We start from the raw sequence: 25,786 nt of genomic DNA, 5'->3' as shown, positions 1-25,786 counted from the left end.
GCTGGCCGCAGATGTCACTATTTGTAGGGACACGCGGTCGAAAACGCTGTCACATCTGGACTGATTCCGTTACAACGAGTTCTTTCTCGGCGCCTGCCCCGCTCCATGTCCGACCCCGTGTTCCGCTTCGACCGTGCCGAGTTGCGTCCGTCCACGCGCGAACTGCGCGTGGATGGCGCGCCGGTCACGCTGGGCGCGCGCGCCTTCGACCTGCTGGAGGCCCTGGTGCGGCACCGCGACCGCATGCTCAGCAAGAACGAGCTGTTCGATCTGGTCTGGCCTCAGCTCGTGGTGGAGGACAACAACCTGCAGGTGCAGGTGAGCACGCTGCGCAAGCTGCTGGGCGCCAGGGCCATCGTCACCGTGCCCGGGCGCGGCTACCGCTTCGGGGCTGTGCTGCAGGAGGTCGCGGCCGCCCCGCCCGCCGCCGCAGCCCCGGCCCTGCCTGCGCTGCAGGAGCGGCTGGGCAACCTGACGCAGGCCGAGACGCTGCTGGGCCGCGAGGCCGACCTCATCGCCGTGCCGGCGATGGTGCGCGAGCACCGGCTGGTCAGCCTGCTCGGCGCGGGCGGCATCGGCAAGACCAGCCTGGCGCGGGCCGCCGCGCGGCAGCTCGTGGACCACTTTCCCGATGGCATCTGGCTGGTGGCCCTGGCCGACGTGAGCGATGCCGCCGCGCTGCCCGCCGCGGTGGCGCGAGCGCTGGAGATGAACCTGCCGGCCGGGGGCGATCCGCAGGCCGAACTGGCTGCGCGCCTGCACGGGCGCGAGTTGCTGGTGCTGGACAACTGCGAACACCTGGTCTGGGCCGTGGCCGCGCTGGTGGAGCAACTGCTGCAGGCCCGGCCCGGCCTGCATGTGCTGGTCACGAGCCAGGAGCCACTGCGCCTGAAGGACGAACGCCAGCTGCGCCTGGAGGCGCTGGCGGTGCCTGCGCCCGATGCCCTGGACGAGGCCCACAGCCATGGTGCCGTGGCCTTGTTCGTGGCGCGTGTGCAGGCCTTGCTGCCCGGCTTCGTGCTGGACGCCGCCAACCGCGCGGGCGTGGTGGAGATCTGCCGCGCGCTGGACGGCATGCCGCTGGCGCTGGAGTTCGCGGCAGCACGCGTGCCCCTGCTGGGCGTGGACGGCGTGCGCCAGCACCTCGCGCAGCGGCTGCGCATGCTCAAGAGCGGCTCGCGCGATGCGCCCACGCGCCAGCGCACGCTGCGCGCCACGCTGGACTGGAGCCACGCGCTGCTGAGCGTGGAGGAGAAGAAGGTGTTCCGCCGGCTCGGCGTCTTCGTCGGTGGTTTCGGGCTTGATCTGGCACAGCAGGTCGCGGCCGACGAAGAGACCGACGTCTGGGATGTGCTGGACCTGCTCAGCAACCTGGTCGACAAGTCCATGGTGGTGCTGGAGCCCGGCGCGGTGCCGCGCTACCGGCTGCAGGAGACGGCCCGCGTCTACGCCTGCGAGCAGCTGGAGCAGGCTGGCGAATGGCGTGCCATGCAGCTCGCCCATGCGCGCTGCCTGCTGGACATCTTCAACCGCCGCGCGCGCATGGCCCGCACGGGCTTCGAGTCGCTGGACCACTGGGTGCTGGCCTACCAGCCCGAGGTCGAGAACCTGCGCTGCGCCATCGAATGGGCCACCGACGCCGGCGAGCGCGCGCTGGCGTTGGAGCTGGCCAACCTGGCGGCTGAGTTCATGTACCAGATCGGCCGCTACGCCGAATGCGTGTCGTGGATGCGGCGCGTGGAGCCGCTCCTGGACGCACACACGCCCGAACTCGTGGCGGCGCGCTTCCGGCTGGGTCTGGCCATGGTCGGCCTGCATGGCGGCATCGACGGGCCGACGCGGCTTGCGCTGCTCGAAGAGGCGCGCGCCGTGTTCGAGCGGCATCCGCCGCACGTGGTGCTGGTCTACACCCTGTGCATGCGGGCCTACGTGGCCGGCATCTGCGGCGAACTGGGCGTGGCCCGGCAGAGCCTGCAGCGTGTGGCCGAACTCGTGCAGCGGCCCGAGCTCGCGCTGCTGCGCGGTGTCTGGCAGTACGTCGAAGGCATGGTTTGCCGCTCCGAGGGGCGGCCCGAGGCGGCCTTCGCGGCCTTCACCGAGGCGCTGCCGTTCGCGCGCCAGGCCGGCGACGGCCGCACGCTGTTCTACCTGCAGAACAACCTGGCGGCCGTGCACCACGAGCTGGGCCGGTTGGACGAGGCGGTGCGGCAGTACCGCGCCACGCTGCAGCTGCTGCAGGCGTCGCCGCGCACCGACGCCGAGATGATGGCCTTCGCGCTGAACTGGTTTGCCCATGCGCTGACGGCCCAGGGCGCACTCGACGAGGCACTGGCCCAGGTCGAGCGCAGCCTGCCGTACTGCCGGCGCTCGCTGGGGCTGCGGCATTTCTCCGGCATGCTGAGCCTGCTGGCGGCGCGCCGCGGCAAGCTGCGCGAGGCGGTGCAGCTGCTGGGCTGCGACGATGCCGCGCGCCAGCGCCGCGGCGAGGTGCGCACGCCGCTGGACACGCGCACCATGGAGGCCACGCTGGCGCTCGCCGCGCAGGCCCATGCGCCCGAGCGCATCGCCGTCTGGCGCCTGCACGGCAGTGCGCTGGACGAAGAGCAGGCGCAGGCGCTGGTCTTCGGTTGAAGCGCTCCGCCCGGGCGCGCCGCCGGGGCGCGGGCGCTTGGGGGCGCGGTGGCCGTCGCGCATGCCGGGCTCAGGCGGCCAGCAGTTCGGGGCGGGACGGGGCAGGTGCCGCCAGCGTGCGCCTGGAAGGTAGCACGTCCAGGTGCCGCGCGAAGAAGGTGACGACGCGTTCCTCATAGGCCTGCGTCAGCGCGCGGTAGGAGCCGATGTGGCCGTCCGTCGCGGTGCACCAGCATTCGGCACCGCAGGCCGCGGCCAGCGCGTCGGCGTCGCACGCGGGCACGAAACGGTCGCCCTGGCTGTGGATCACGAGCACGGGGCGGCCACGCAGCCGCGGCATGAGGGCCAGCGGGCGCACCTTGCGCACGTCCACGCCCAGCAGCAGCCGGCCGATGGCCAGCGCGCCGGGCAGGAAGCAATGCGGCAGGTGCGCGAGCTTGGCGTACTGGCGCTCGATCATGTCCTCGAAGCTGGCGTAGGCGCTGTCGGTCACGACGGCGCCGATGGCCGGTTCCTCGGCCGCGGCCAGCACCGAGGTGGCGCCGCCCAGCGATGCGCCCAGCACGCCGATGCGGCCCGGCGCGTAGCCGCGTTCGAGCAGGTAGTCCACCGCGCCCAGCACGTCGTGGCGCTCGTGCCAGCCGTAGCTCAGGCGCGCGGGGCTGCTCGTGCCATGGCCGCGCAGGTCGATCATGAGCACCGAGATGCCGGCCGCGTGAAAGCGCTGCGCCAGCGTGAAGGTGGGCGACTTGAGCTCGTCGCCGCGGCAGGCGTCCTTGCCGTGCACGAGGATCACCGCGCCCTGGCGCGGCGTGGCCGGCAGGTACCAGGCGTCGATGCTGGCGCGGCCGTCGCGGGCACGAAAGCGCACCTGGCTGCGGTCCAGTTCGGGGTGGTCGTTCTGCAGCCGGGGCCGCCTGCGCCGGATGTGCGTGAAGCGGTGCGCGATGAAGCCGCAGACCAGCAGGTAGGCCGTGGCGAGCAAGGCCGCGAGCAGGAGGGCGGCCCAGGGCAGATGGAGGGAAGGCAGGTGGTGCATGGTGCGGTTCGCATCCGGCGAGGCCGGGTGCGGTGCACTGTGGACGCCGTGCGCCCGCCCGTCCTGAACCGCGGCTGAGCGCGGGCTGAAACATGCTGAAGCCGGTTCTGCAGGCGCGTTTTCACGGGAACTTCAGCCCGCGCTCAGCCGCGGTTCAGGACGGCAGCGGCGGGCGCGGCGAAGCTGGCGGCCCCTGCATCCCATCCTCTCCAGGAGACCGCCATGAAGACCGCCACACCGCATTTCGCCGACGCCTTCAGCCCCTTCGAGCCCGCCACGGCACAGCCGCATGGCGTGGCCCAGCTGGCCGCGTGGCTGCGCCAGAGCATGGCCCGCACGGGCCAGCGGCGGCGCCCCAGCGATCCCGAGTCGGCGCGCCATGCCTACCTGGCCGAAGCCAGCGACGCGGCCGACCTGGAGCGCCGGGCCCAGGCCTGGGACAGCGCGCAGGCCGTCTGGCGCCTGCTGCCACCCGCGCTCTGAGGCTCAGTGCGGCGCCGCCAGCGGTGCCGTCTCCAGCGTGCGCGCCATGCGCACCAGCCGCGCATCGCCCTGGCGCTCGGGCACGAAGCCGTTCGAGCGGGCCAGCGCCACCATGGCCTGGTTGGTGCGCAGCACATCGCCGTAGAGCCGCTGCACGCCGTGCCGGCGCGCCAGCCGCACGAGCTGGCGCAGCAGGCGACCGCCCAGCCCGCAGCCCTGCCATGCGTCGGCCACGGCGAGCGCGAACTCGGCCTGTTCCGGGTGCCCGCCGTCGCAGACATAACGCGCCTCGCCGACCTGGTGCTCGCGCCCGTCCTGCAGGGCAACGGCCGCCAGCGCGACATGCCCGCGGTAGTCGATCTGCGTGAGGTACGCCGCCATGCCGGGTGCCAGTTCACGCAGGCCGGTCTGGAAGCGCTGGTAGCGCGATTGCTGCGACAGGGCGCGCGCCACGAACTCCGAGGCCAGCGCCATGTCCTCGGGCAGCACGGCGCGCACCGTCACGGCGCGGCCGTCGGTGAAATCCCAGCGCGCGCTGCAGCTGCGCAGCGGGCAATCGAGGGCGCTGTCCATGGCCGGCCCCGGCTATTGCAGGCGGTGCAGCCGCGCGGGCGACAGCGCGTAGACCAGCAGCGCGCCGCGCGCCACCGGTGCGAACTGCTCGCCCGGCTCGAGCACCGTGTCCAGCATCTGGTCGTCCTCGGTGATCCACAGGCTGCCGCTGTCGCAGGCCACGCGGCTTCCGGGCGGCAGCCGCAGCAGGCCGCGCAGGGGCAGTTCGTATTCGGTCAGAGCTTCCATGTCGATCTCCATCGCATGCTTGGGTGGAATGAATGTAGGATCTGGAAGGCGATCGTTCCACCGGTCGTTTTGAATGCCTTGCATGCGAAATGAGAATGCGAAAGACGATGACGCGGGCATCTCCCGCGCCGACCTGCCGCGGCTGGACCTGTTGCGCAGCTTCGCCGTGGCCGCACGCACGCTGAGCTTCACGCGCGCCGGCGAAGAGCTCGCGCTCACGCAGTCGGCCGTGAGCCGGCAGATCCAGCAGATGGAGGAGGGCCTGGGCGTGGCGCTGTTCGAGCGGCGCCACCGCGCGCTGGCGCTGACCCCTGCCGGCGAGACCATGTACCGCGCCGTGCAGGACTGCCTGGAGCGCCTGCGCGACGCCACGGCCAGCGTGCGCGCCGTGACGCGGCACCGCCAGGTGGCCGTGACCACCACGCCGGGCTTCGCATCGCTGTGGCTGATCCCGCGGCTGGCCCGCTTCTCGGCCGACCATCCGCTGGTCGACGTGCGGGTGTCGGCCACCAACGACCTGTTGAATCTGGAGCGCGCCGGCATCGACGTGGCGGTGCGTTTTTGCGCGATCGCCCAGGGCATGGGCCGGCCGCTGTTCGAGGAGACGGTGCTGCCGGTCTGCGCGCCGCGCCTGCTGCAGGACCCGGCGCGCCCGCTGCGCCGGCCGGCCGACCTGGTGCGGCACACGCTCTTGGTCATGGAGGGCCACCACGGCATGGCGCCGATGGAGGACTGGGCGCCCTGGCTGCAGGTGATGGGCCTGGCGGGCATCCGCGGCACCAACCAGCTGCGCTTTTCCAACTACAACGACGCCGTGGCCGCGGCACTGGCCGGCCAGGGCGTGGCCATCGGCCGGCTGCCGCTGGCTGCGGCGCTGCTGCACGCGGGCCAGCTGGTCGCGCCGTTCGAGGGCAGCGGGCATTCGCAGCGCGGCTACTTCGTCGCTGCCGGGCCGCAGGCCGAGGCCAACCCCGATGCGCGCGACTTCATCGCCTGGCTGCATGCCGAGGCACAGCGGCCGCTGTGAACATGTCGCAGGTCGAGAGCTTTCCCCCCGTCGCGCGGCCCGATGCGCGGGTGCTGGTGCTGGGCAGCATGCCGGGCGCGATGTCGCTGCGCCTGCAGCAGTACTACGGCCATCCGCAGAACGCGTTCTGGAAGATCATGGGCGCGCTGTTCGGCTTCGACCCGCTGCACACGGCCTATGGCGAGCGCCTGGCGGCGCTGCAGGCCGGCGGCGTGGCGCTGTGGGACGTGCTGGCCAGCTGCGAGCGCCCGGGCAGCCTGGACAGCGCCATCGTGCCGGCCAGCATCGTGCCGAACGACTTCGCGGCCTTCTTCCTGGCGCATCCGCGGGTGCACCGCGTGTGCTTCAACGGCGCCAAGGCCGAGGCCGTGTTCCGCCGGCAGGTGCTGCCCATGCTCGGGCACGGGCTAGAGCTGGTGCGCCTGCCCTCGACCAGCCCGGCCCATGCCGGGATGCCGCTGGCGGCCAAGACGGCGGCCTGGCGCGCAGCGCTGCTGGCTTGAGCGGCCGGCGCCGCAGGTGTACAAGCGCGCCAGAACCACGCGCCTGACCGCGCGCCAAGGAGACTGCGATGCGCACCCTCGTCGACCAGCTGAGCCAGTACGCGGCCTACCACCGCGACCGCCGCAACATCGCCACGCATTTCATCGGCATTCCCATGATCGTGCAGGCCGTGGCCGTGCTGCTGGCCCGGCCGGTGCTGGCCGATCTGGGGCCGCTGGCCATCTCGGCGGCCACGCTGGTCACGCTGGCCACCGCGCTGTACTACCTGCGGCTGGACGGGCGGCTCGGCGCCGCGATGGTGCTGCTGCTCGGCCTCGCGCTGTGGTGCGCGCAGTGGCTCGCGGCGCAGCCCACACCGGTCTGGCTGGGCTGGGGGCTCGGCCTGTTCTTGGTCGGCTGGCTGTTCCAGTTCGTCGGCCACTATTGGGAGGGGCGCAAGCCAGCCTTCGTCGACGACCTGGTGGGCCTGGTCATCGGCCCGCTGTTCGTGCTGGCGGAGGCCGCATTCCTGATGGGCCTGCGGCGGGATCTGCAGCAGCAGATCGAGGCCCGCGTGGGGCCGGTGCGCGGCGCGGCCGCGGCGGCCTGATCAGCGCCCGCCCGAGACGTCCAGGAAGCTCATGGTGGTGTAGCTGGCGCCTTCGCCCATGAGCCAGACGGTGGCCTCGGCCACCTCGTCGGCGCTGCCGCCGCGCTGCATCGGCACCTGGTGGGCCAGCTGCTGGACGCGGTCGGGCTGGCCGCCCGAGGCGTGGATGTCGGTTTCGATCAGGCCGGGCCGCACGGCGTTCACGCGGATGCCCTCGGCCGCCACCTCCTTGGCCAGGCCGATGGTGAAGCTGTCGAGCGCGCCCTTGCTGGCGGCGTAGTCCACGTACTGGCCGGCGCCGCCCAGGCGCGATGCCGCGCTGGACATGTTGACGATGGAGCCGCCGCTGCCGCCATGGCGCGTGCTCATGCGGCGCACGGCCTCGCGCGCGCAGAGCAGGCAGCCGATCAGGTTGACATCGAACATGCGGCGCCAGCGCGCCACGTCCATCTGGTCCAGGCGCTGGCTGGTGTCGACGATGCCGGCATTGTTGACGAGGGCCGTGAGCCGGCCGAGCTGGGCGTCGACCTCTTCGAACATGCGCAGCACCTGGGCCTCGTCCGCCACATCGGCCTGCACGGCGATGGCGCGGCCACCCTGGTCCGTGATCTGGCGCACCACGCCCTGCGCGGCCTGTGCGTTGTGCGTGTAGTTCACGGCCACGGCCCAGCCCTGGCGGGCCGCCAGCAGCGCGGTGGCGGCACCGATGCCGCGGCTGCCGCCGGTGACGAGTGCGATCTTGTCCATGCGGTGTGTCTCCATGCAATGGGGGAGGGCGGATGGTAGTGCGCGTCACCCCCAAGACGGCGTGCGGTGGAGGGGCAAGTGGATTCCTGCTACAACCGCCCGTTTCGCCAACACGCAACGAAGGAGCATCGCACCATGGGCCAGTTCATCGACCTGAAGTCTGCAGACGGTTTCAGCTTTCCCGCCTACGTGGCCCAGCCGGCCGGCGCGCCCAAGGGCGCCATCGTGGTGCTGCAGGAGATCTTTGGCGTCAACTCGCACATCCGCAGCGTGGCCGATGGCTACGCGGCCCAGGGCTACCTGGCGGTCGCACCGTCCACCTTCCACCGCGTCAAGCAGGGTGTGGATCTGGGCTACACCAACGAGGACATGCAGGCCGGCTTCGCGCTCAAGACCGCCGTGGAGGAGCTGCCAGCACCCGGCGTGCTGGCCGACATCCAGGCCGCCATCGACCATGCTGGCAAGGAAAGTGGCAAGAAGGTCGGCATCGTCGGCTTCTGCTGGGGCGGCCTGCTGACCTGGCGCAGCGCGGCGGAGTTGAATGGCCTGGCCGCCGCCGTGCCCTACTACGGCGGCGGCGTGACGACCGAGGCCGAGGTGGCGCGCGCGCCGAAGGTGCCGGTGCTCGCGCACTTCGGCGAGCGCGACCACTGGATTCCGGTGGACACCGTGGAAGCCTTCAAGAAGGCACACCCCGAGGTGGAAGTGCATGTGTACGCGGCCGACCACGGCTTCAACTGCGACCAGCGCGGCTCCTACGACGCGGCCGCGGCCAAGCTGGCGCTGGAGCGCACGCTGGCCTTCTTCGCCAAGCACGTCGGCTGACGATGCGCAGCCGGCTGCTGGCGAGCGTGGTGTGGCTGCTGGCGCTTCCCGCGCTGGCGGCCGACTACGCCGGCCCGCTGTTCGACACGCACCTGCACTACAACGTCGAGGCCTGGAACGGCGCGCAGGGCCCGCATCCGCTGGCCGACGTGCTGGCGCGCATGCAGCGCAACGGCGTGCGGGCCATCGTTGCCAATTCGCGCACCAACGACGGCACCAAGCTGCTGGCCGCGAGCCCGGCCACGCGTGCGGCCGGCGTGGCCGTGGTGCCCTTCATCCGCCTGTACCGCAACCGCGACGACTACACGAACTGGTTCCGCGACCCCAGCATCTACGCGATGGTCGAGGATGAGTTCGCACGCGGCACGCAGGGCGGGCCGTACCGCGGCATCGGCGAGTTCCATCTCTACGACAGCGCCAACGCCGACGAGCCGGTGGCGCGCCAGCTCATGCAGTTCGCCGAGAAGCATGGCCTGGCGGTGCTGGCCCATGTGGACGACGTGGCCGTGGACAAGCTCATGGCCCACGCGCCCGGCGCACGGCTGGTCTGGGCCCACACCGGCATCGGCGGCGCCCCCGTGGCGCGCGTGCAGGCCATGCTGGAGCGCTATCCGCGCCTCATCGGCGAACTGTCTTACCGCCCGGGCCTTGCCTGCGACAACGGCATGCTGTGTCCCGAATGGGATGCGCTGCTGCGCAAGCACCCCACGCGCTTCGTGATCGGCTCGGACACCTGGGTCAACCAGCGCTGGAGCGCCTACGACCTGCTCATGCAGGACTACCGCCGCTGGCTGGGCGCGCTGCCGGAGCCGCTGGCCCGGCGCATCGCCTGGGACAATGCGGCCGAACTGTTCGGTGTTGCGACACCACCCTGACACCTTGGAGAAAACCACCATGACCATCCAGCGCCACGAGCCCACGCCCATCCTGTCCAACGCCGTCGAGCACGGCAACACGGTCTACCTGGCCGGCATCGTCGCCGACGACCCGAGCGCCGACGTCAAGGGCCAGACGCAGCAGATCCTCCAACGCATCGATGCGCTGCTGGCGCGCTGCGGCAGCGACAAGTCGCGCATCCTCTCGGCCCAGATCTGGCTGACCGACATCGGCAACCGCGCGGCCATGAACGAGGTCTGGTCGGCCTGGGTCGACCCCAAGAACCTGCCGGTGCGCGCCTGCGTCGAGTCCAAGCTGGCCGATCCGCGCCTGCTGGTCGAGATCATGGTGACGGCCGCCAAGTAAGCCACTGCACCAGAGCGCTCGCCATGCTGCAGCTGCACTACCACCCGACCGACGCCAGCATGGCGCCGCACATGCTGCTGCAAGAGCTGGGCGTGCCGTTCGAGCTGCTGCTGGTGGACCGCGCCAACCAGGCGCACAAGTCCGAGGCCTACCTGCGGCTCAATCCCAACGGCCTGATCCCGGTGCTGGTGGACGGCGACACCGTGCTGTACGAGACGGCGGCCATCCTGCTGCACCTGGCCGACACGCACCCGGCCGCGGGCCTGGCGCCGCCGCTGGGCTCGGCCGAGCGGGCGCACTACTACAAGTGGATGCTGTGGCTGAGCAACACGCTGCATGCCACGCTGGGCCTGTATTTCTACCCCGAACGCTGGGCGTCGCCAGACCATGTGCACGGCGCCACCACGGTGAAGGCGCGCGCCGAGGCGCGTGCCGGCCAGCTGCTCGAACTGCTGGACCAGGAACTGGCACGCCATGGCGGCCCCTGGCTGCTGGGCGAGCGCTTCACGGCGCTCGACCCGTACACGCTGATGCTGGCGCGCTGGACCCGGCATTTCGGCCGGCCGGCGCGCGAACTGCCGCAGCTGGGCCCCTACCTGCAGCGCGTGCTGGCGCGGCCCGCCGTGCAGCGCGCCTATGTCACCGAGCAGATCGGCGCGCCGCCGGTCTGAAGTCCACACGCCGCCGTGCCGGCGGCGGGAAGTCCAGCGTGAACGCGGTCGGCAGGCCTGGCGCGCTGCGCACGCCGACGCGGCCATGGTGCAGGTCCATCACGCTCTTGACGATGGCCAGCCCCAGGCCTGAGCCCGTCTCCGCGGCCGGGCTCTCGATGCGGTAGCGCCGCTGGAAGATGTCGGCCTGGTGCGCCGGGTCGATGGGGTCGCCTTCGTTGGCCACGGTGATGCGGGCGAAACCGGGTGCCATGGCATGGGCTGACACCACCACCGTGCTGCCCGGCCGCGCATGGCGCAGCGCATTGGTCAGCAGGTTGCCCACCGCGCGGGCGAACAGCACTTCGTCGGCCCAGGCGCGCAGCCCGGGCTGCACGTCCAGCGCGAGCGCGAGCCCACGGTCTTCGGCCAGCAGTTCGAAGAACTCCACCATGCCGGTCAGGCGCTCGCGCATGCTCTGCCAGTCCGCCTTGAGCAGCGTCTGGGCATGGTCGGCGCGGGCGAGGAACAGGATGTTCTCGATCAGGCGGCCGATGCGTTCGTAGTCGGTCACCGCGTCCTCCAGCACGGCACGGTATTCGTCGGCGCTGCGCGGTTGCGACAAGGTGACCTGCGTGGCCGTCAGCAGGCGGTGGATGGGGGCGCGCAGGTCGTGCGCGAGGTCGGACGAGAAGCCCGACAGGCGCGAGAACGCGTCCTGCAGCCGGTCCAGCATGCCGTTGAAGGCCTGGGCCACTGGCGCCAGCTCGGCCGGTACGGCATCGGCGGGCAGGCGTTCTCCCAGCGCCTGGGCGCCGATGCGGTTGGCTGTGTCGCCCAGTTGCCGCACCGAGGTCAGGATGCGCCGCGTGATGCACCAGGCCAGCAGGCTGGTGGCCAGGGCGCCGGCTGCCAGCGTCCAGAACATCACGCGCCAGGCGCGCTCGATGAAGGCATCGCGCTGCTGCTCGGGGATGGCCATGGGCAGGGCGGTGAACTCGTGCTCCAGCAGGCGCCCGACCATCCAGCAGCCCACCAGCATCAGCAGCACGGTGGCGAGCGAGATCGCCAGCGCGATCTGCACCGCCATCGAATTGCGCAGCGGCAGCCCGTGCCCCGGGGGCTGCGGCGGGGGGACTTCAGGCAGGACGGGAATCGAGGACATAGCCGACGCCCCGGATGGTGTGGATGAGCTTTTCCACGAACGGGTCGTCGACCTTGGCGCGCAGGCGCCGCACGGCCACGTCGATCACATTGGTGTCGCTGTCGAAATGCATGTCCCAGCAGTTCTCGGCGATCAGCGTGCGCGAAACCACCTGGCCCAGGTGGCGCGCCAGGTAGTCCAGCAGCGCAAACTCCTTGGTGGTCAGGGCGAGGTGCTTGCCCGCACGGCGCACGAGGCGGCGCGCGCTGTCCACTTCCAGGTCGGCCACCTGCACCACCGAGGGGGTGGCCGGCTGCGCGGCCCGGCGCGCCACCACCTGGATGCGGGCCAGCAGTTCGGCGAAGGCGAAGGGCTTGACGAGGTAATCGTCGGCGCCCAGCTGCAGACCGCGCACGCGGTCTTCGACCTGGTCGTGGCCACTGAGCATGAACACAGGTGTGTGCTGGCGCGCGCGCAGGCTTTCCAGCACCTGCCAGCCATTGGCGCCGGGCAGGCTGACATCCAGCAGGATCAGGTCGTAGCGGCCCGAGGTGGCCAGGTGCAGGCCTTCGATGCCGTCCTGGGCGGTATCGACCACATGGCCGTGTTCGGTCAGCCCCTTGTGCAGGTAGGCGGCCGTGGTGGGTTCGTCTTCGATCGAAAGCAGGCGCATGGTCAATACAGTCCTCGGCCGAGGCAACTGCAACGTCGCGCCCAACCTTACCGGGAGATGACAGGACTGTAGGCGTCGGTTCTGACGCCATCAAGACGGGTGACGGCAACGCACTGTTGCCGAACTGGAAATAGACAAGGGGGTTTTGGTGACCGTGGCGCGCCGGCAGCGGTGCCATGGCGTTGTGTGGTGGCTGAGGAACAGCTTGGGCCAAAAGTGTGGGGGTCTTGCGAACGACCCCCCCGGTTTTGCGACACCGGGCCTGTCGGCGCGCACTGCCGGTCCCTACGCTCACGGTCATGTTCTCTGCGAAGAGTCGCGGGACATGACCCGATCACGCTAAACCTCACTCAAGGATGACCATGAAAAAGATCGCAACGCTGGCCGTGTTGGCAGCAGCCGCTTCCGCTTCCTACGCCCAATCGTCTGTCACGCTGTTCGGCATCGCCGACGCGACGGTCCAAGTCGGCCGCGGCAGCGTTGACAACAACGTTGGCCTGGGCAGTGGTGGCCTGTCGACCAGCCGCATCGGCTTCCGCGGTGTGGAAGACCTGGGTGGCGGCCTGAAGGCTGGCTTCTGGCTCGAAGCTGGTTACACGCTGAACAACGGCAACGGCCAGAACAGCAACGCGCTGGCATTCACGCGCCGTTCGACCGTCAGCCTGATGGGCGACAGCTGGGGCGAAATCCGCCTGGGCCGCGACTTCACGGCACCTTACAACAACCTGTATGACGCCTTCGGCGACAACGGCGTTGGCAACATCCTGGAAACGCAAGACCTGGGCATCACCTACGGTCTGCAGACCCGCACCAGCAACGCTGTCTCGTACTTCACGCCCAAGACCCTGGGTGGCTTCTTCGGTCAAGTCCAGTACTACCGCAATGGCCGCGATGCCAGCCCCGCTGCCAACCGCGACCAGTTCGGCAACGGCTACGGCGTTCGCGTCGGCTACGAAAACGGCCCGGTGAGCGTGGGTGTTGCTTACGGCGAAACCGACTTCAACGACGCTGGTCTCGGCGCGAAGGTCGACACGAAGAACATCAACTTCGGTGGCTCCTACGACTTCGGCGTTGCCAAGCTGCTGGTGTCGGTTGGCCAAGACAAGGGTGAAGCACTGGGCGAAAGCGCCAAGACCCGCCTGTACACCGTCGGCACGACCGTGCCGGTCGGCGCTGGCCTGATCCGCGCTTCCTGGACCCGTGCCAGCGAGAAGGACAGCGAAGTCCGCGCTGACAAGTTCGCACTGGGCTACGTGCACAACCTGTCCAAGCGTACTGCTCTGTACACCACGTTCGCCTACCTGAAGAACAAGGACGCATCGAGCCTCGCTCTGAACGGTTCCGTGACCGGCGCTGGCGACAGCTCCAAGGGTCTGGACATCGGCCTGCGCCACGCCTTCTAAGGTTCACCGCTTCGCCATTTGATTGGCGAGCTTCTCCAAGGTGACTTTTTCGCCCGCCTCTCCCAGGAGAGGCGGGCTTTTTGTTGTTTGTGTGTAACGTTCGGGTTACCACTATTGATCATTACAGAGATGTAATCTAGGAGAAATGCTGCTGTCAGGTTCGCAGCTTTATTCTTCCCGGCATCCCAAACCGCGGGGGGCGCACTGCAAAGGAGTGCCCCAGGCGCTGCAAACGTAGCGCTCTCGCAACACAGGAGCCGAAGACATGCGCAGACAAGACATCCAGCTGCTGGCACTGGCCCGCCAGGGCGACGCCGCAGCGCGCAGCGAGGCCGGACGCCGCTATCTGGTGGGGGGCGATGGCTTCCCCCGCCATGTCGCCACCGGCATGGAATACCTCAGCCACCCCAGCGTGCGCGACCGCATCGAGACGGCGCGCACCATCGCCGAAAGCCTGCCGCTGCAGGACCTGCTGCAACTGCAGCAGGACGAGGCCTTGCGCAAGGCCGCCGGAGCCGGCAGCCTGCTGGCCCAGTTCAAGCTCGGTGTGTGGCTTTGCCTGCAGCACAGCCGTGTCGATGCCGGCCTGTCGTGGCTGGAGGCTGCTGCCACCGGCGGCCATGTGGAGGCGCGCCAGGCCGTGGCGGCGCTGCGCCAGGCGCGTGCGGCGGACGCCTTGCCGGCCATGCTGCGTGGCGTGTCCGGCAGCGCGGCCGTGGATGTGGCACAGGTCGCCACCATGGCCGCACGCCAGGCCCGCGAAGGTGGCTCGCTGGATCTGCTGCTCGATTGCGTCCACGCCGCGCTGCTGCTGGCGCCGCGCCTCACGCATGGCCTGTCCGACCTGGTCGTGGCCGCCGTGCTGCTGGCCGAGCGCGAAGGGCGCGAGTTGCGTGGCCTGTTGCCCGAACAGGTGGAGGCCAGTTTGGAGATGGCGATTGCCCGCGGTGAACGCGACGCGGCCTGCCTGCTCGGCCGCGCGCTGTGCGGCATCACGCACAGCGGCCTGAGCCCGGCGCGGCTGGCCACCGGCAGCAACATGCGCAAGGGCGTGGCGCTGCTGCTGCGTGCGGCCGACGGCGGCCGCGACGATGCGTGGCTGGATCTGTATGCCATGCATTCGGACCACCGGCTGTCGGTCTCCAACCCCCAGCTGGCCCGCTTCTTCCTCGAGAAGGCCGCCACGCTGGGCCAGGCCGAGGCCCAGCGCAAGCTCGGCGCGCTGGCCCTGCGGGCCGCCACCACGCTGGCCGAGAGCGAGCAGGCCATTGGCTGGCTGCATGCCGCTGCGGCGCAGGACGACGCCCATGCCCGGCGGCTGCTGCACTCTCTGGTGCTGCCCGTGGCCGGCGACGAGGCGACGGCGCGCAGCGCCATCGAGCAATTGCGCCAGAGCGATCCCTGGCTGGCGATGCGGCTGACGCTGGCGCGTGATTTCGGCTTGACCAAGCTCGAGGCGCTCAGCGTGGACCCGGCCGAAGGCCGCCGGCCCTGGGGCCTGCTGGTGGGGCGCAATCCCTTCATCACCCAGGCCCGCCTGTCCGCGCCGCGCGCGGTGCCGGCGCTGACCGAGCAAGCGGCCCAGAACCTCGCACGCGCGGCGTCTTTTTTCGAGCAGTCGCGCGGCGACAGCAATGCCTTCGAAGGCGATCTGCGTCGCCGCTCGGTGCGCCAGCGCCGCGCATTCGAGCGCCTGGGCTTGACCGAGGACCTGTTCTTCGCAGAAGCCAGCTCGACCCAGCTGGAATCGTTCCGCCTGGGGCCGAAGTGGGCCTTCCGCGCCAAGAAGCCCCTGGAGCTGGCGTTGGCCAGCTGAACGGCGCAAGCCATTCCCTGGCCGTCGAAGGGGCGGTCATGTTGTTGAGAATTGCTCTCAATTAAGATCGGCCATCTCGAAGCAAAGGATGGCCATGGCGGCACAGATCGAAGAGCGTGGTTGGGCTGCGGAGCATCTGGTGTCGCTGCGGCAGCTGGGTGCGGCGCAACAGCGCTGCAGCGCCGTGATCGCTGCGCAGCACCGGCGCATCGAGCAGCTGGAAGCGCAGCTGCTGCGCACCCGCGCGGCGCTGGTGGTGCGCACCACGGCGCTGGGCTGGGCGCGCCAGCAGGATGTGGCGGCCATCGATGAGCACGACCCGGCCACGCTGGACGAAAGCCTGCAGGCCGCCGACCTCGTGATCTGCCAGACCGGCTGCCTGAGCCATGGTGACTACTGGCGCGTGCGCGACCACTGCCGGCGCACCGGCAAGACCTGTGTGATGGTGGAGCAGCCCGAGGCGCTGCGCATCGTGCGGCTGCAGCGCGAGGCCGCAGCCGGCTGAGCGCTCAGCGCGCGCTGCGGGCCAGGTAGCGCTTGCGCCGGAACAGCACGATCAGCAACGTGGCGATGACGCCCATGGCACCCATTGCCCACCAGAAGCCGTCCTGCTGGTGGATCAGCGGGATGAATTCGAAGTTCATGCCGAAGATGCCGGCGATCAGGTTCAGCGGCAGGAACACGGCGGTCAGCGCGGTCAGGATGCGCATGATGTCGTTGGTGCGATTGCTCTGCGCCGAGAAATGGATCTGCACCACGGTTTCCGCGTTTTGCTCCAGGCGGCGCACATGGTGGACGACGCGCTGGATGTGCTCGATCACGTCGCGCGAGCGTGCGACCAGGCCGTCGCGCTCGGCCTGCGGCATCGCGCCGGCCGGTTGCTCGCGCAGCGTGTCCAGCCATTCCTGCATGGCGTCGTGCTGTTCCTCGCAGAGGTCTTCCAGCATGTGCAGCTCGTTGCGGGCCGCCATCAGCGCATTCCAGTTCGAAAAGCGCGAGCCGGGCCGCAGCAGCTCCTGCTGCCAATGGTCCAGCTGTTGGCTCAGCACCTTGCGCAGCTCCAGGTAGCTGTCCACCATCACGTTGACCATGCGCAGCATGAGGTCGGCCGGGGTCGTCGGCAGGCGCGAGCGCACGGTGGTCGTGAGGCCGTCGCTGTGCACGGCATCGGACAGATAGCGCTGCAGGAAGGAGCGGGCCGTGAAGCAGCCGGCAGGGTGCACGCTGACCAGCAGGCGGTCGAACACCGCAAAGCCGACCGCACGTGTGCTGATGCGCCGGAACGCGGCCGGCATGGAGCGTGCCTGGCCGTTCGCCTCGGTGTCCCTGCCGCCTTCTTCCTGCGTCGCGAGCCGGCGGAACACGATCAGGTCATAGACCGAGGTGTAGTCGTAGTGCGAGGGGTGGGCCGCGTTGATGAGGTCGGCGCAGTGCAGATCCAGCAGCTGCGAGCCACCCAGGCGCTGGGCAGCGCGCTGCACCGTCGGCAGTTCCTGCTCCAGGTTCTCGCGCTCGAGGAACAGCCAGATGAAGCCGTTCTCGGGCGCGTGCTCGGGCAGTTCCTCGGCGAAGCGCAGCGTGCCGGGGCTGAACGCGACGGTCTGCATCGGTGGTTTCAGCCGCGCAGCTTGCGCGCCGCGTCCAGTGCGAAGTAGGTCAGCACGCCGTTCGCGCCAGCGCGTTTGAAGGCCAGCAGGCTCTCCAGCATCACGGCGTCGTGGTCCAGCCAGCCGTTCTGCGCGGCGGCCTTGAGCATGGCGTATTCGCCGCTGACCTGGTAGGCGAAGGTCGGCACGCCGAACTGGTCCTTCACACGGCGCACCACGTCCAGGTAGGGCATGCCGGGCTTGACCATGACCATGTCCGCGCCTTCGGCCAGGTCCATGGCGACTTCGCGCAGCGCTTCGTCGGTGTTGCCGGGGTCCATCTGGTAGACCTTCTTGTTGCTCTTGCCCAGGTTGGCGGCCGAGCCCACGGCGTCGCGGAACGGGCCGTAGAAGGCCGACGCGTACTTGGCGCTGTAGGCCATGATGCGCGTGTGGACCAGGTTCCCGGCTTCGAGCGCCTGGCGGATCGCGCCGATGCGGCCGTCCATCATGTCGCTGGGCGCCACGATGTCCACACCGGCCGCGGCCTGGGTCAGCGCCTGGCGCACCAGCACGGCGGTGGTGGCGTCGTTGAGGATGTAGCCTCTGTCGTCGAGCAGGCCGTCCTGCCCGTGGCTGGTGTAAGGGTCCAGCGCCACGTCGGTCATCACGCCGAGTTCGGGGAAGCGGTCCTTGAGCGCGCGCACCACGCGCGGGATCAGCCCGTCGGGATTGGCGGCTTCGGCGCCGTCGGCGGTCTTGAGTCCGGTGTCGATCACCGGGAACAGTGCCATCACGGGAATCTGCAGGCGCACGCATTCCTCGGCGACGGGCAGCAGCAGGTCCAGGCTCAGCCGCTCCACGCCGGGCATTGACGGCACGGCATGGCGCTGGCCGCTGCCGTCCTGCACGAACACCGGGTAGATCAGGTCGTGCGCGGACAGGTTGTGCTCGCGCACCAGGTCGCGCGTGAACGCGTCGTAGCGCAGTCGGCGGGGGCGGGCAGCGGGGAAGGCGGCAAGGGGAGAGAGATCGGGGCGGCTCATGGCCGAAGTGTGCCCCAAGCCCGGCGCCGGCTGGCGCGGCCCCCCGGGATTCGCCCTCTTGCTGGCCCTGGCGGCGTTTGCTAGATTGGCCGCGGGCGGTCCGCCGCCTACCCGCTTCACCTCCCTGAGCGGGGGCCTCGACGTTTCACAACCAACAGGCTTGCCACCCCGGCCCGCTGCGCTTGCACTGGCCGGGGTATTTTTTTGTCTCGGGCCACACCGAGAGGCTCACCTACACTTTGCCGATGCTGTGGGTCAAGGCCTTTCATATCGTTTTCGTGGCCAGCTGGTTCGCTGGCCTGTTCTATCTGCCGCGCATCTTCGTGAACCTGGCCATGGTGCCGCCGGGCTCGGACGCCGAGCGCGAGCGCCTGCTGCTGATGGCGCGCAAGCTGCTGCGCTTCACCACGCTGCTGGCCGTGCCGGCGCTGGCACTGGGGCTGGTGCTCTGGCTGCACTATGGCATCGGCCGCGGGCCGGGCAGCGGCTGGATGCACGCCAAGCTGGCGGTGGTGCTGCTGGTGCTGATCTACCACCATGCCTGTGCGGCGCAGCTGCGCCGCCTGCGTGACGGCCAGTCATCGCGCAGCCATGTCTGGTACCGCTGGTTCAACGAACTGCCTGTGCTGATGCTGGTGGCGGCCGTGGTGCTGGTCGTCGTCAAGCCGTTCTGACGCCGCAGGCAGGGCGCCGCCATGCACAAGACTTCGGCCTGGCCGCTGGCGCTGGTCTACCTGGCGCTGGTGGTGTATGCCAGCCTGTTTCCATTCGAGGGCTGGCGTGACCAGGGCATCGCGCCCTGGGCTTTCATGGCAGCGCCGCTGCCGCGCTGGTGGACCTGGTTCGATGTGCAGGTGAATGTGCTTGGCTATGCGCCACTGGGCTTTCTGCTGGCCCTGGCGGGGCTGCGTTCGCAGCGCACGCGTTCGCCGGTGATGCTGACCCTGCTTGCCGGTGCCGCTGTGTCCTTCCTGATGGAGACCACGCAGGGCTACCTGCCGCGGCGCGTGCCCTCCAACGTCGATTTCGCGCTGAACGCAGCGGGCACCTGGCTGGGCGCGCTGCTGGCCTGGCTGCTGCAGCGCACCGGCACCATCGACCGCTGGAGCCGTTTCCGCGCCGGCTGGTTGACCCCGGATGCGCGCGGCGCACTGGTGCTGCTGGCGCTGTGGCCGCTGGCCCTGCTGTTTCCGGCTTCCGTGCCGTTGGGCCTGGGCCAGGTCTTCGAACGCTTGGAAGAGGCGCTGGCGGAATTCCTGGAAGACACGCCCTTTCTCGACTGGCTGCCGGTGCGGGATGTGGAACTGCAGCCGCTGGTGCCGGGCACCGAGATGTTCTGCGTGCTGCTGGGTGCGCTGGTGCCCTGCCTGATCGGCTACGGCGTGATCAGCGGTGTGCGGCGCCGGGCCTGGTTCCTGCTGGCCTTGACCGCTGTGGGCGTCTGCGCCACCGCGCTGTCGGCTGCTCTGAGCTACGGCCCGGCCCATGCCTGGGCCTGGTGGACGCTGCCGGTGCGCGTGGGGTGGGCGGCCGCGCTGCTGGTGTCGGTGCTGCTGCTGCGGGCGCGGCCGCGCGGCTGCGCCGCCCTGGCCCTGCTGGCGCTGGTGTTGCACCTGAGCCTGCTGAACCAGGCGCCCACCAGTGCGTACTTCGCGCAGACGTTGCAGACCTGGGAGCAGGGCCGCTTCATCCGCTTCCACGGCCTGGCGCAATGGCTGGGCTGGGGCTGGCCCTATGTGGCCGCCATCTACCTGCTGCTGCGGCTTTCGGGGCCGGACACGGCGCCGCGCCAGCTTCCTAAAATGCCGCGATGAGCACGCCCCCCACGTATTACGAGCGCCACATCTTCTTCTGCCTGAACGAGCGCACCAACGGTGAAGACTGCTGCGCGCACCACGGCGCCAAGGAGGCCTTCGACCGCTGCAAGGCACAGGTCAAGGCCGCCGGCCTGGCGGGCCCTGGCCAGGTCCGCGTGAACAAGGCGGGCTGCCTGGACCGCTGCGCAGCTGGCCCGGTGGCCGTGGTCTATCCCGAGGCGGTCTGGTACAGCTTCGTGGACCAGGACGACATCGACGAGATCGTCGAATCGCACCTGAAGAACGGGCAGGTCGTCGAGCGCCTGCTGACGCCGGCACACCTGGGGCGCTGAGCCATGAACGCATCCACGGAGCGGCTCACGCTGCAAGGTCCGGCCGGCGCCATCGAGGTGCTGCGCGACACACCCGATGCGGCGGCCGCTGCGCGCGGTGTCGCCGTGATCGCCCATCCGCACCCGTTGTTCGGCGGCACCATGGACAACAAGGTCGTGCAGACGCTGGCGCGCGCCTTTGTGCAGTGCGGCTGGACTGCCGTGCGCTTCAACTTCCGTGGGGTTGGCGCGAGCGCTGGCACGCACGACAAAGGCCGGGGCGAGGCCGATGACTTCGGCGCCGTGCTGGCGCAGCTGGCCGGCGATGGGCCACTGGCGCTGGCGGGGTTCTCGTTCGGTGCCTTCGTCACCAGCCACGCGCTGGCTGCCCTGCCGCCCGGGCGTGCCGTCGAGCAAGTGGTGCTGGTGGGCACCGCGGCATCGCGCTTCGAGGTCGCCACCATCCCGCCCGACCTGCACGCCCGCACCCTGGTCGTGCACGGCGAGCAGGACGACACCGTGCCCCTGTCGGCCGTGCTGGATTGGGCGCGCCCGCAGTCACTGCCTGTTACCGTCGTGCCGGGTGGCGGGCATTTCTTTCACGGACAATTGCCCCTGCTCAAGGGCCTGGTGGTCCGCCACTTGCAGGCCGCCGCTTCCCCCTGACGCTCCGCTGCTCCCGGCCCGACCGCGCACGCAGCCGCTTTTTTTCCTTGCTGATTCCCATGAACCGTTTTCTGAAGTTGCTGGTGGCGCCGCTGCTGGCTGTTGCCGTTTCCCTGGCCGCGGCCCAGGCGCCCCAAGGCCCCGAAGTGGCCGCCAAGGCCTATCTGCTGGTGGACGTGACCGCCAACCAGGTGCTGCTCGAGAAGGATGCCGATGCCCCCGTCGAGCCCGCATCCCTGACCAAGCTCATGACCGCCTACCTGGTGTTCGACGCGCTGAAGTCCAAGAAACTCACGCTGGCGCAGACGCTGCCGGTCAGCGAGCGCGCCTGGAAGATGCCGGGGTCGCGCATGTTCATCGATCCCAAGATGCAGGTGCCGGTGGAAGACCTGATCAAGGGCTTGATCGTGCAATCCGGCAACGATGCCACCATGGCGCTGGCAGAGGGTGTGGGCGGAACGGCCGAGCGCTTCGTGCAGCTCATGAACGACCAGGCCAAGGCCATGGGCCTGAAGAACACCACCTACAAGAATCCCGAGGGGCTGACCGAGGCCGGCCACACGACGACGGCGCGTGACCTGTCGATCCTGTCGATGCGCCTGATGCACGACTTCCCCGAGTACGTGCACTACTACAGCATCAAGAAGTACCGCTACCAGGGCACGCCGGTGACCAACGACAGCAACCGCAACCTGCTGCTGTTCCGCGATCCCACCGTCGATGGCCTGAAGACCGGCCACACCAACGCAGCCGGCTACTGCATGATCACCACGGCCAAGCGCGACTTCCCGAACCTGGCCGGTGGCCGCCGCCTGCTGTCCATCGTGCTCGGTGCCTCCAGCGAGAACGCGCGCGCCAACGAATCGCAGAAGCTGCTGAACTGGGGCTACACGGCCTTCGAGGCCGTCAAGCTGTTCGATGCCAACCAGGCCGTGGTCACGCCCGCCGTCTGGAAGGGCAAGGAGAACACGCTGAAGCTGGGCCGAACCGAGGCCGTGGTCGTTGCTGTGCCGGCCGGCGGTGCCAGCCGCATCAAGACCGACGTGGCGCGGCCGGACCCGCTGGTCGCCCCCTTCACCAAGGGCCAGTCCGTGGGCTCGCTGAAGGTCGTGCTGGACGACAAGGAGCTCGTCGCCGTGCCGCTGCAGGTGCTCGAATCCGTGGAGCAGGCCGGCGTGCTGGGCCGCGCCTGGGATGCGGTGCGGCTCTGGATCAAATAAGCGCAGTCTTGCAGCGCAGCGCCCGCAACGCTATACTCGCGGGCTTTTCGGAAAATTCCGAGGGATTCACGTTTGCCGTTCTAAACGGTTGTCGGCGTGTTAAGTGGGCCTGCGTTGTTGGGATGCAGGTCTGAGCGCCATCACAAGGAGAGGCTTGAGTGCCAACCATCAATCAACTCGTGCGTCAGGGCCGGGAAGTCGAGACCATCAACTCGAAGAGCCCCGCGATGCAAAACTCCCCGCAGCGCCGTGGCGTCTGCACCCGGGTGTACACCACGACCCCGAAGAAGCCGAACTCGGCCCTTCGTAAAGTTGCCAAGGTCCGTCTGACCAATGGCTTCGAAGTCATTTCCTACATCGGCGGCGAAGGCCACAACCTGCAGGAACACAGCGTCGTGCTGGTTCGCGGCGGTCGTGTCAAGGACTTGCCCGGTGTGCGTTACCACATCGTGCGCGGTTCGCTGGACCTGCAAGGTGTGAAGGACCGCAAGCAGTCGCGCTCCAAGTACGGCGCGAAGAAGCCCAAGTCCAAGTAAGAAACCTTCGGTTTCAAGAGATAGCAGGTGCTGTTTTCCGCGTGGCGCGGCGAAGCAGCGAAGTGACCCGAATTCCGGATGTTCCGGAGGGGTCGAGTAAGTGGGTGTCCAGATGGCGCCCGCGGCTTTCGCAAGAAGGCCAACTGAAGCAAAGAGGTGAAAAATGCCACGTCGTCGCGAAGTTCCCAAACGTGAAATCCTGCCGGATCCCAAGTTCGGCAATGTCGAGCTGTCCAAGTTCATGAACGTCATCATGGAAGGCGGCAAGAAGGCGGTTGCCGAGCGCATCATTTACGGCGCGCTCGACTTCATCGAGAAGAAGAACCCGGGCAAGGACCCGGTCGAAGCCTTCACGATGGCCATCAACAACGTCAAGCCGATGGTGGAAGTGAAGTCCCGCCGCGTCGGTGGCGCCAACTACCAGGTGCCCGTCGAAGTGCGCCCGGTGCGCCGCCTGGCCCTGTCGATGCGCTGGATCAAGGAAGCCGCCCGCAAGCGCGGCGAGAAGTCCATGTCGCTGCGCCTGGCCAACGAGCTGATGGAAGCGACCGAAGGCCGTGGTGGTGCCATGAAGCGTCGTGACGAAGTGCACCGCATGGCAGAGGCCAACAAGGCCTTCAGCCACTTCCGTTTCTGATCCCCACCCTGTCGTTCTAAAGGCCTGGAGCCCGACCTGCCCACGAGGCGGGCGGGCTCTACGCCGTTCAAGGAGTTTCTTTCATGGCCCGCAAAACCCCCATCGAGCGATACCGCAACATCGGTATCTCGGCGCACATCGACGCCGGCAAGACCACCACGACCGAACGCATCCTGTTCTACACCGGCGTGAACCACAAGATCGGCGAAGTGCACGATGGCGCGGCCACGATGGACTGGATGGAGCAGGAGCAAGAGCGCGGCATCACGATCACCTCGGCGGCCGTGACCTGCTTCTGGAAGGGCATGGACCTGTCCTACCCTGAGCACCGCTTCAACATCATCGACACCCCCGGCCACGTGGACTTCACGATTGAGGTCGAGCGTTCCATGCGCGTGCTGGACGGCGCCTGCATGGTCTATTGCGCCGTGGGCGGTGTGCAGCCCCAGTCGGAAACCGTCTGGCGCCAGGCCAACAAGTACAAGGTGCCGCGTCTGGCCTTCGTGAACAAGATGGACCGTACCGGCGCCAACTTCTTCAAGGTCTACGACCAGATGAAGCTGCGCCTGAAGGCCAACCCCGTGCCCGTGGTGATCCCGATCGGTGCCGAAGAAGGCTTCAAGGGCGTCGTCGACCTGCTCAAGATGAAGGCCATCCTGTGGGATGAGGCGTCGCAAGGCATGAAGTTCGACTACGCCGCGATTCCCGCCGATCTGCAGGCCCTGGCCGAAGAGTGGCGCGAGAAGATGGTCGAAGCTGCGGCCGAAGCTTCCGAAGAGCTCATGAACAAGTACCTCGAAGAGGGTGAGCTGACGGAAGACGAGATCAAGGCTGGCCTGCGCAGCCGCACGATCGCCACGGAAATCCATCCGATGCTGTGCGGCACCGCGTTCAAGAACAAGGGTGTGCAGCGCATGCTGGACGCCGTGATCGACTACCTGCCGTCGCCCGTGGACATTCCCGACGTGACCGGCACGGACGAGGACGAGCAGCCCGTCACCCGCAAGGCCGACGATGGCGAGAAGTTCTCGGCCCTGGCATTCAAGCTGATGACCGACCCGTTCGTGGGCCAGTTGACCTTCGTGCGCGTCTACTCCGGCGTGCTGGCCAAGGGCGACACGGTCTTCAACTCGGTCAAGGGCAAGAAGGAACGCATCGGCCGCATCGTGCAGATGATGGCCAACGACCGCGTGGAAGTCGAAGAAATCCGCGCTGGCGACATCGCCGCCTGCGTGGGCCTCAAGGACGTGACCACCGGTGAGACGCTGGCCGACGTGAACTCGCCCATCATCCTGGAGCGCATGGTGTTCCCCGAGCCCGTGATCACGCAGGCCGTCGAACCCAAGACCAAGACCGACCAGGAAAAGATGGGCATCGCCCTGCAGCGCCTGGCTGCCGAAGATCCGTCCTTCCGCGTGAAGACCGACGAAGAATCCGGCCAGACCCTGATCGCCGGCATGGGCGAGCTGCACCTGGAAATCATCGTCGACCGCATGAAGCGCGAGTTCGGCGTCGAAGCCAACGTCGGCAAGCCGCAGGTGGCCTACCGCGAGACCATCCGCAAGACCGTCGACGAAGCCGAAGGCAAGTTCGTTCGCCAGTCTGGCGGCAAGGGCCAGTACGGCCATGTGGTCCTGAAGATCGAGCCGAACGAAGCCGGCAAGGGCATCGAGTTCGTCGACGCGATCAAGGGTGGTGTGGTTCCGCGCGAATTCATTCCCGCGGTCGAAAAGGGCATCAACGAAGCCGTCACCCAAGGCGTGCTGGCCGGCTATCCGGTGGTCGACGTCAAGGTCACGCTGCACTTCGGTTCGTACCATGACGTGGACTCGAACGAACTGGCGTTCAAGATGGCTGCCATCTTCGGTTTCAAGGAAGGCTGCCGCAAGGCCGGCCCCGTCATCCTCGAGCCCATGATGGCCGTGGAAGTCGAGACGCCCGAAGACTACGCCGGTACCGTGATGGGCGACCTGTCCTCGCGCCGCGGCATGGTGCAAGGCATGGACGACATGGTCGGCGGCGGCAAGGCCATCAAGGCCGAAGTTCCGCTGTCGGAAATGTTCGGCTACTCGACCTCGCTGCGTTCGGCCACGCAAGGCCGTGCCACCTACACGATGGAATTCAAGCACTACGCGGAAGCCCCGCGCAATGTGTCCGAAGCCATCATGGCGTCGCGCGCAAAGTAAGTTTCAGTCGGTCTGCGACGGTATGCCGCCATGTGCCCGTGCATGGCGAATCAGCAATACCGTGCAGACCTAAAACCTCATCACGGGACATGCTCTTTCGGAGATTTGATATATGGCAAAAGAGAAATTCGCGCGGACCAAGCCGCACGTGAACGTCGGCACCATCGGCCACGTGGACCACGGCAAGACCACGCTGACGGCAGCGAT

Annotated in this window: 29 protein-coding genes; 21 read left to right on the top strand and 8 right to left on the bottom strand. The window is 68.7% G+C overall.

Annotated features, from left to right (window positions below):
- Positions 1–105 precede the first annotated feature (105 nt).
- Positions 106–2,631, top strand: coding sequence for an ATP-binding protein (locus DES41_RS14910; RefSeq protein WP_114468467.1), 2,526 nt, complete (start codon positions 106–108; stop codon positions 2,629–2,631).
- A gap of 70 nt (positions 2,632–2,701) precedes the next feature.
- Here the strand turns inward: DES41_RS14910 and DES41_RS14905 are convergent, their stop codons facing one another.
- Positions 2,702–3,670 carry an alpha/beta hydrolase gene (locus DES41_RS14905; protein ID WP_114468466.1) on the bottom strand — a complete coding sequence of 323 codons (969 nt, stop codon included), beginning with the start codon at positions 3,668–3,670 and terminating at the stop codon, positions 2,702–2,704.
- A gap of 222 nt (positions 3,671–3,892) precedes the next feature.
- Here DES41_RS14905 and DES41_RS14900 point away from each other — a divergent pair, with 222 nt between their 5' ends.
- Positions 3,893–4,153, top strand: a complete 261-nt coding sequence (locus tag DES41_RS14900; protein WP_114468465.1) for a hypothetical protein — start codon at positions 3,893–3,895, stop codon at positions 4,151–4,153.
- A gap of 3 nt (positions 4,154–4,156) precedes the next feature.
- On the opposite strand, the gene DES41_RS14895 is transcribed toward DES41_RS14900, so the two are convergent.
- Complete coding sequence (locus DES41_RS14895; RefSeq protein WP_114468464.1) at positions 4,157–4,726, bottom strand: GNAT family N-acetyltransferase; 570 nt, start codon at positions 4,724–4,726, stop codon at positions 4,157–4,159.
- A 12-nt stretch (positions 4,727–4,738) separates the two neighbouring features.
- Entirely contained in the window at positions 4,739–4,954 is a 216-nt protein-coding gene (locus DES41_RS14890) for a DUF2917 domain-containing protein (RefSeq protein WP_147282858.1), read from the bottom strand.
- An 82-nt stretch (positions 4,955–5,036) separates the two neighbouring features.
- On the opposite strand from DES41_RS14890, the gene DES41_RS14885 reads away from it, so the two are divergent.
- The 3 genes from DES41_RS14885 to DES41_RS14875 all read left to right on the top strand — a co-directional run bounded on the left by DES41_RS14885 (position 5,037) and on the right by DES41_RS14875 (position 7,074).
- The gene (locus tag DES41_RS14885) at positions 5,037–5,981 is read left to right on the top strand and encodes a LysR substrate-binding domain-containing protein (RefSeq protein WP_114468462.1); all 945 of its coding nucleotides are present in this window, start codon (positions 5,037–5,039) and stop codon (positions 5,979–5,981) included.
- A gap of 2 nt (positions 5,982–5,983) precedes the next feature.
- Positions 5,984–6,484, top strand: a complete 501-nt coding sequence (locus DES41_RS14880; RefSeq protein ID WP_114468461.1) for a DNA-deoxyinosine glycosylase — start codon at positions 5,984–5,986, stop codon at positions 6,482–6,484.
- Positions 6,485–6,552: 68 nt separating this feature from the next.
- Positions 6,553–7,074: an Mpo1 family 2-hydroxy fatty acid dioxygenase gene (locus DES41_RS14875; RefSeq protein WP_114468460.1), complete on the top strand. Its 522-nt coding sequence runs from the start codon at positions 6,553–6,555 to the stop codon at positions 7,072–7,074.
- Here DES41_RS14875 and DES41_RS14870 read toward each other — a convergent pair whose 3' ends face one another.
- On the bottom strand, positions 7,075–7,821 hold the full coding sequence (locus tag DES41_RS14870; RefSeq protein ID WP_114468459.1) for an SDR family oxidoreductase: 747 nt from the start codon (positions 7,819–7,821) through the stop codon (positions 7,075–7,077).
- Between the two features lie 135 nt (positions 7,822–7,956).
- Here DES41_RS14870 and DES41_RS14865 point away from each other — a divergent pair, with 135 nt between their 5' ends.
- From DES41_RS14865 to DES41_RS14850, 4 genes are read left to right on the top strand one after another with little or no spacing between them, the layout of a single operon-like run.
- A complete protein-coding gene (locus DES41_RS14865) occupies positions 7,957–8,646 on the top strand; it encodes a dienelactone hydrolase family protein (RefSeq protein ID WP_114468458.1) in 690 nt (229 codons plus the stop codon).
- 2 nt (positions 8,647–8,648) lie between these two features.
- Complete coding sequence (locus tag DES41_RS14860) at positions 8,649–9,521, top strand: amidohydrolase family protein (protein ID WP_114468457.1); 873 nt, start codon at positions 8,649–8,651, stop codon at positions 9,519–9,521.
- 19 nt (positions 9,522–9,540) lie between these two features.
- Complete coding sequence (locus tag DES41_RS14855; RefSeq protein ID WP_114468456.1) at positions 9,541–9,888, top strand: RidA family protein; 348 nt, start codon at positions 9,541–9,543, stop codon at positions 9,886–9,888.
- Between the two features lie 23 nt (positions 9,889–9,911).
- On the top strand, positions 9,912–10,559 hold the full coding sequence (locus tag DES41_RS14850) for a glutathione S-transferase family protein (protein ID WP_114468455.1): 648 nt from the start codon (positions 9,912–9,914) through the stop codon (positions 10,557–10,559).
- Here the strand turns inward: DES41_RS14850 and DES41_RS14845 are convergent.
- Together DES41_RS14845 and DES41_RS14840 are read right to left on the bottom strand one after the other, a co-directional pair.
- Positions 10,528–11,703 (bottom strand): heavy metal sensor histidine kinase, encoded by a 1,176-nt coding sequence (locus DES41_RS14845; protein WP_114468454.1) that lies wholly within the window; start codon positions 11,701–11,703, stop codon positions 10,528–10,530. The genes DES41_RS14850 and DES41_RS14845 overlap by 32 nt on opposite strands.
- Complete coding sequence (locus tag DES41_RS14840) at positions 11,678–12,355, bottom strand: heavy metal response regulator transcription factor (protein ID WP_114468984.1); 678 nt, start codon at positions 12,353–12,355, stop codon at positions 11,678–11,680. Before DES41_RS14840 ends, DES41_RS14845 begins: the two co-directional genes overlap by 26 nt.
- Positions 12,356–12,717: 362 nt before the next feature.
- Between DES41_RS14840 and DES41_RS14835 the strand changes: the two genes are divergently transcribed.
- The 3 genes from DES41_RS14835 to DES41_RS14825 all read left to right on the top strand — a co-directional run bounded on the left by DES41_RS14835 (position 12,718) and on the right by DES41_RS14825 (position 16,079).
- Complete coding sequence (locus DES41_RS14835; protein WP_114468983.1) at positions 12,718–13,758, top strand: porin; 1,041 nt, start codon at positions 12,718–12,720, stop codon at positions 13,756–13,758.
- Positions 13,759–14,023: 265 nt separating this feature from the next.
- Positions 14,024–15,574: a hypothetical protein gene (locus DES41_RS14830; protein ID WP_114468453.1), complete on the top strand. Its 1,551-nt coding sequence runs from the start codon at positions 14,024–14,026 to the stop codon at positions 15,572–15,574.
- Positions 15,575–15,668: 94 nt separating this feature from the next.
- A complete protein-coding gene (locus DES41_RS14825; protein ID WP_245965716.1) occupies positions 15,669–16,079 on the top strand; it encodes a DUF2325 domain-containing protein in 411 nt (136 codons plus the stop codon).
- A 4-nt stretch (positions 16,080–16,083) separates the two neighbouring features.
- On the opposite strand, the gene DES41_RS14820 is transcribed toward DES41_RS14825, so the two are convergent.
- The gene (locus tag DES41_RS14820) at positions 16,084–17,181 is read right to left on the bottom strand and encodes a magnesium transporter CorA family protein (RefSeq protein ID WP_114468451.1); all 1,098 of its coding nucleotides are present in this window, start codon (positions 17,179–17,181) and stop codon (positions 16,084–16,086) included.
- Positions 17,182–17,189: 8 nt separating this feature from the next.
- Positions 17,190–18,206, bottom strand: coding sequence for a porphobilinogen synthase (hemB, locus tag DES41_RS14815; protein ID WP_114468450.1), 1,017 nt, complete (start codon positions 18,204–18,206; stop codon positions 17,190–17,192).
- A gap of 245 nt (positions 18,207–18,451) precedes the next feature.
- On the opposite strand from hemB, the gene DES41_RS14810 reads away from it, so the two are divergent.
- The 9 genes from DES41_RS14810 to DES41_RS14770 all read left to right on the top strand — a co-directional run.
- Positions 18,452–18,880, top strand: a complete 429-nt coding sequence (locus DES41_RS14810) for a CopD family protein (protein ID WP_114468449.1) — start codon at positions 18,452–18,454, stop codon at positions 18,878–18,880.
- A 21-nt stretch (positions 18,881–18,901) separates the two neighbouring features.
- The gene (locus DES41_RS14805) at positions 18,902–20,020 is read left to right on the top strand and encodes a VanZ family protein (RefSeq protein ID WP_114468448.1); all 1,119 of its coding nucleotides are present in this window, start codon (positions 18,902–18,904) and stop codon (positions 20,018–20,020) included.
- Positions 20,017–20,355, top strand: coding sequence for a (2Fe-2S) ferredoxin domain-containing protein (locus tag DES41_RS14800; RefSeq protein ID WP_114468447.1), 339 nt, complete (start codon positions 20,017–20,019; stop codon positions 20,353–20,355). Before DES41_RS14805 ends, DES41_RS14800 begins: the two co-directional genes overlap by 4 nt.
- A 3-nt stretch (positions 20,356–20,358) precedes the next feature.
- Positions 20,359–21,000, top strand: coding sequence for an alpha/beta hydrolase (locus DES41_RS14795; RefSeq protein WP_114468446.1), 642 nt, complete (start codon positions 20,359–20,361; stop codon positions 20,998–21,000).
- Between the two features lie 59 nt (positions 21,001–21,059).
- Positions 21,060–22,220 (top strand): D-alanyl-D-alanine carboxypeptidase family protein, encoded by a 1,161-nt coding sequence (locus tag DES41_RS14790; protein WP_114468445.1) that lies wholly within the window; start codon positions 21,060–21,062, stop codon positions 22,218–22,220.
- 158 nt (positions 22,221–22,378) lie between these two features.
- Positions 22,379–22,756 carry a 30S ribosomal protein S12 gene (rpsL, locus tag DES41_RS14785; protein ID WP_114468444.1) on the top strand — a complete coding sequence of 126 codons (378 nt, stop codon included), beginning with the start codon at positions 22,379–22,381 and terminating at the stop codon, positions 22,754–22,756.
- 163 nt (positions 22,757–22,919) lie between these two features.
- Positions 22,920–23,393, top strand: coding sequence for a 30S ribosomal protein S7 (gene rpsG / locus DES41_RS14780; protein ID WP_114468443.1), 474 nt, complete (start codon positions 22,920–22,922; stop codon positions 23,391–23,393).
- 83 nt (positions 23,394–23,476) lie between these two features.
- Positions 23,477–25,579 (top strand): elongation factor G, encoded by a 2,103-nt coding sequence (fusA, locus tag DES41_RS14775; protein ID WP_114468442.1) that lies wholly within the window; start codon positions 23,477–23,479, stop codon positions 25,577–25,579.
- Positions 25,580–25,691: 112 nt separating this feature from the next.
- Positions 25,692–25,786, top strand: a 95-nt coding sequence (locus tag DES41_RS14770; protein WP_043579567.1) for a GTP-binding protein, incomplete at its 3' end; no start/stop codon positions are given.

The organism is Pseudorhodoferax soli (genome assembly GCF_003337555.1).
Classification (GTDB): Bacteria; Pseudomonadota; Gammaproteobacteria; order Burkholderiales; family Burkholderiaceae_C; genus Pseudorhodoferax; species Pseudorhodoferax soli.
This window is presented reverse-complemented; position numbering and strand designations above follow the sequence as displayed.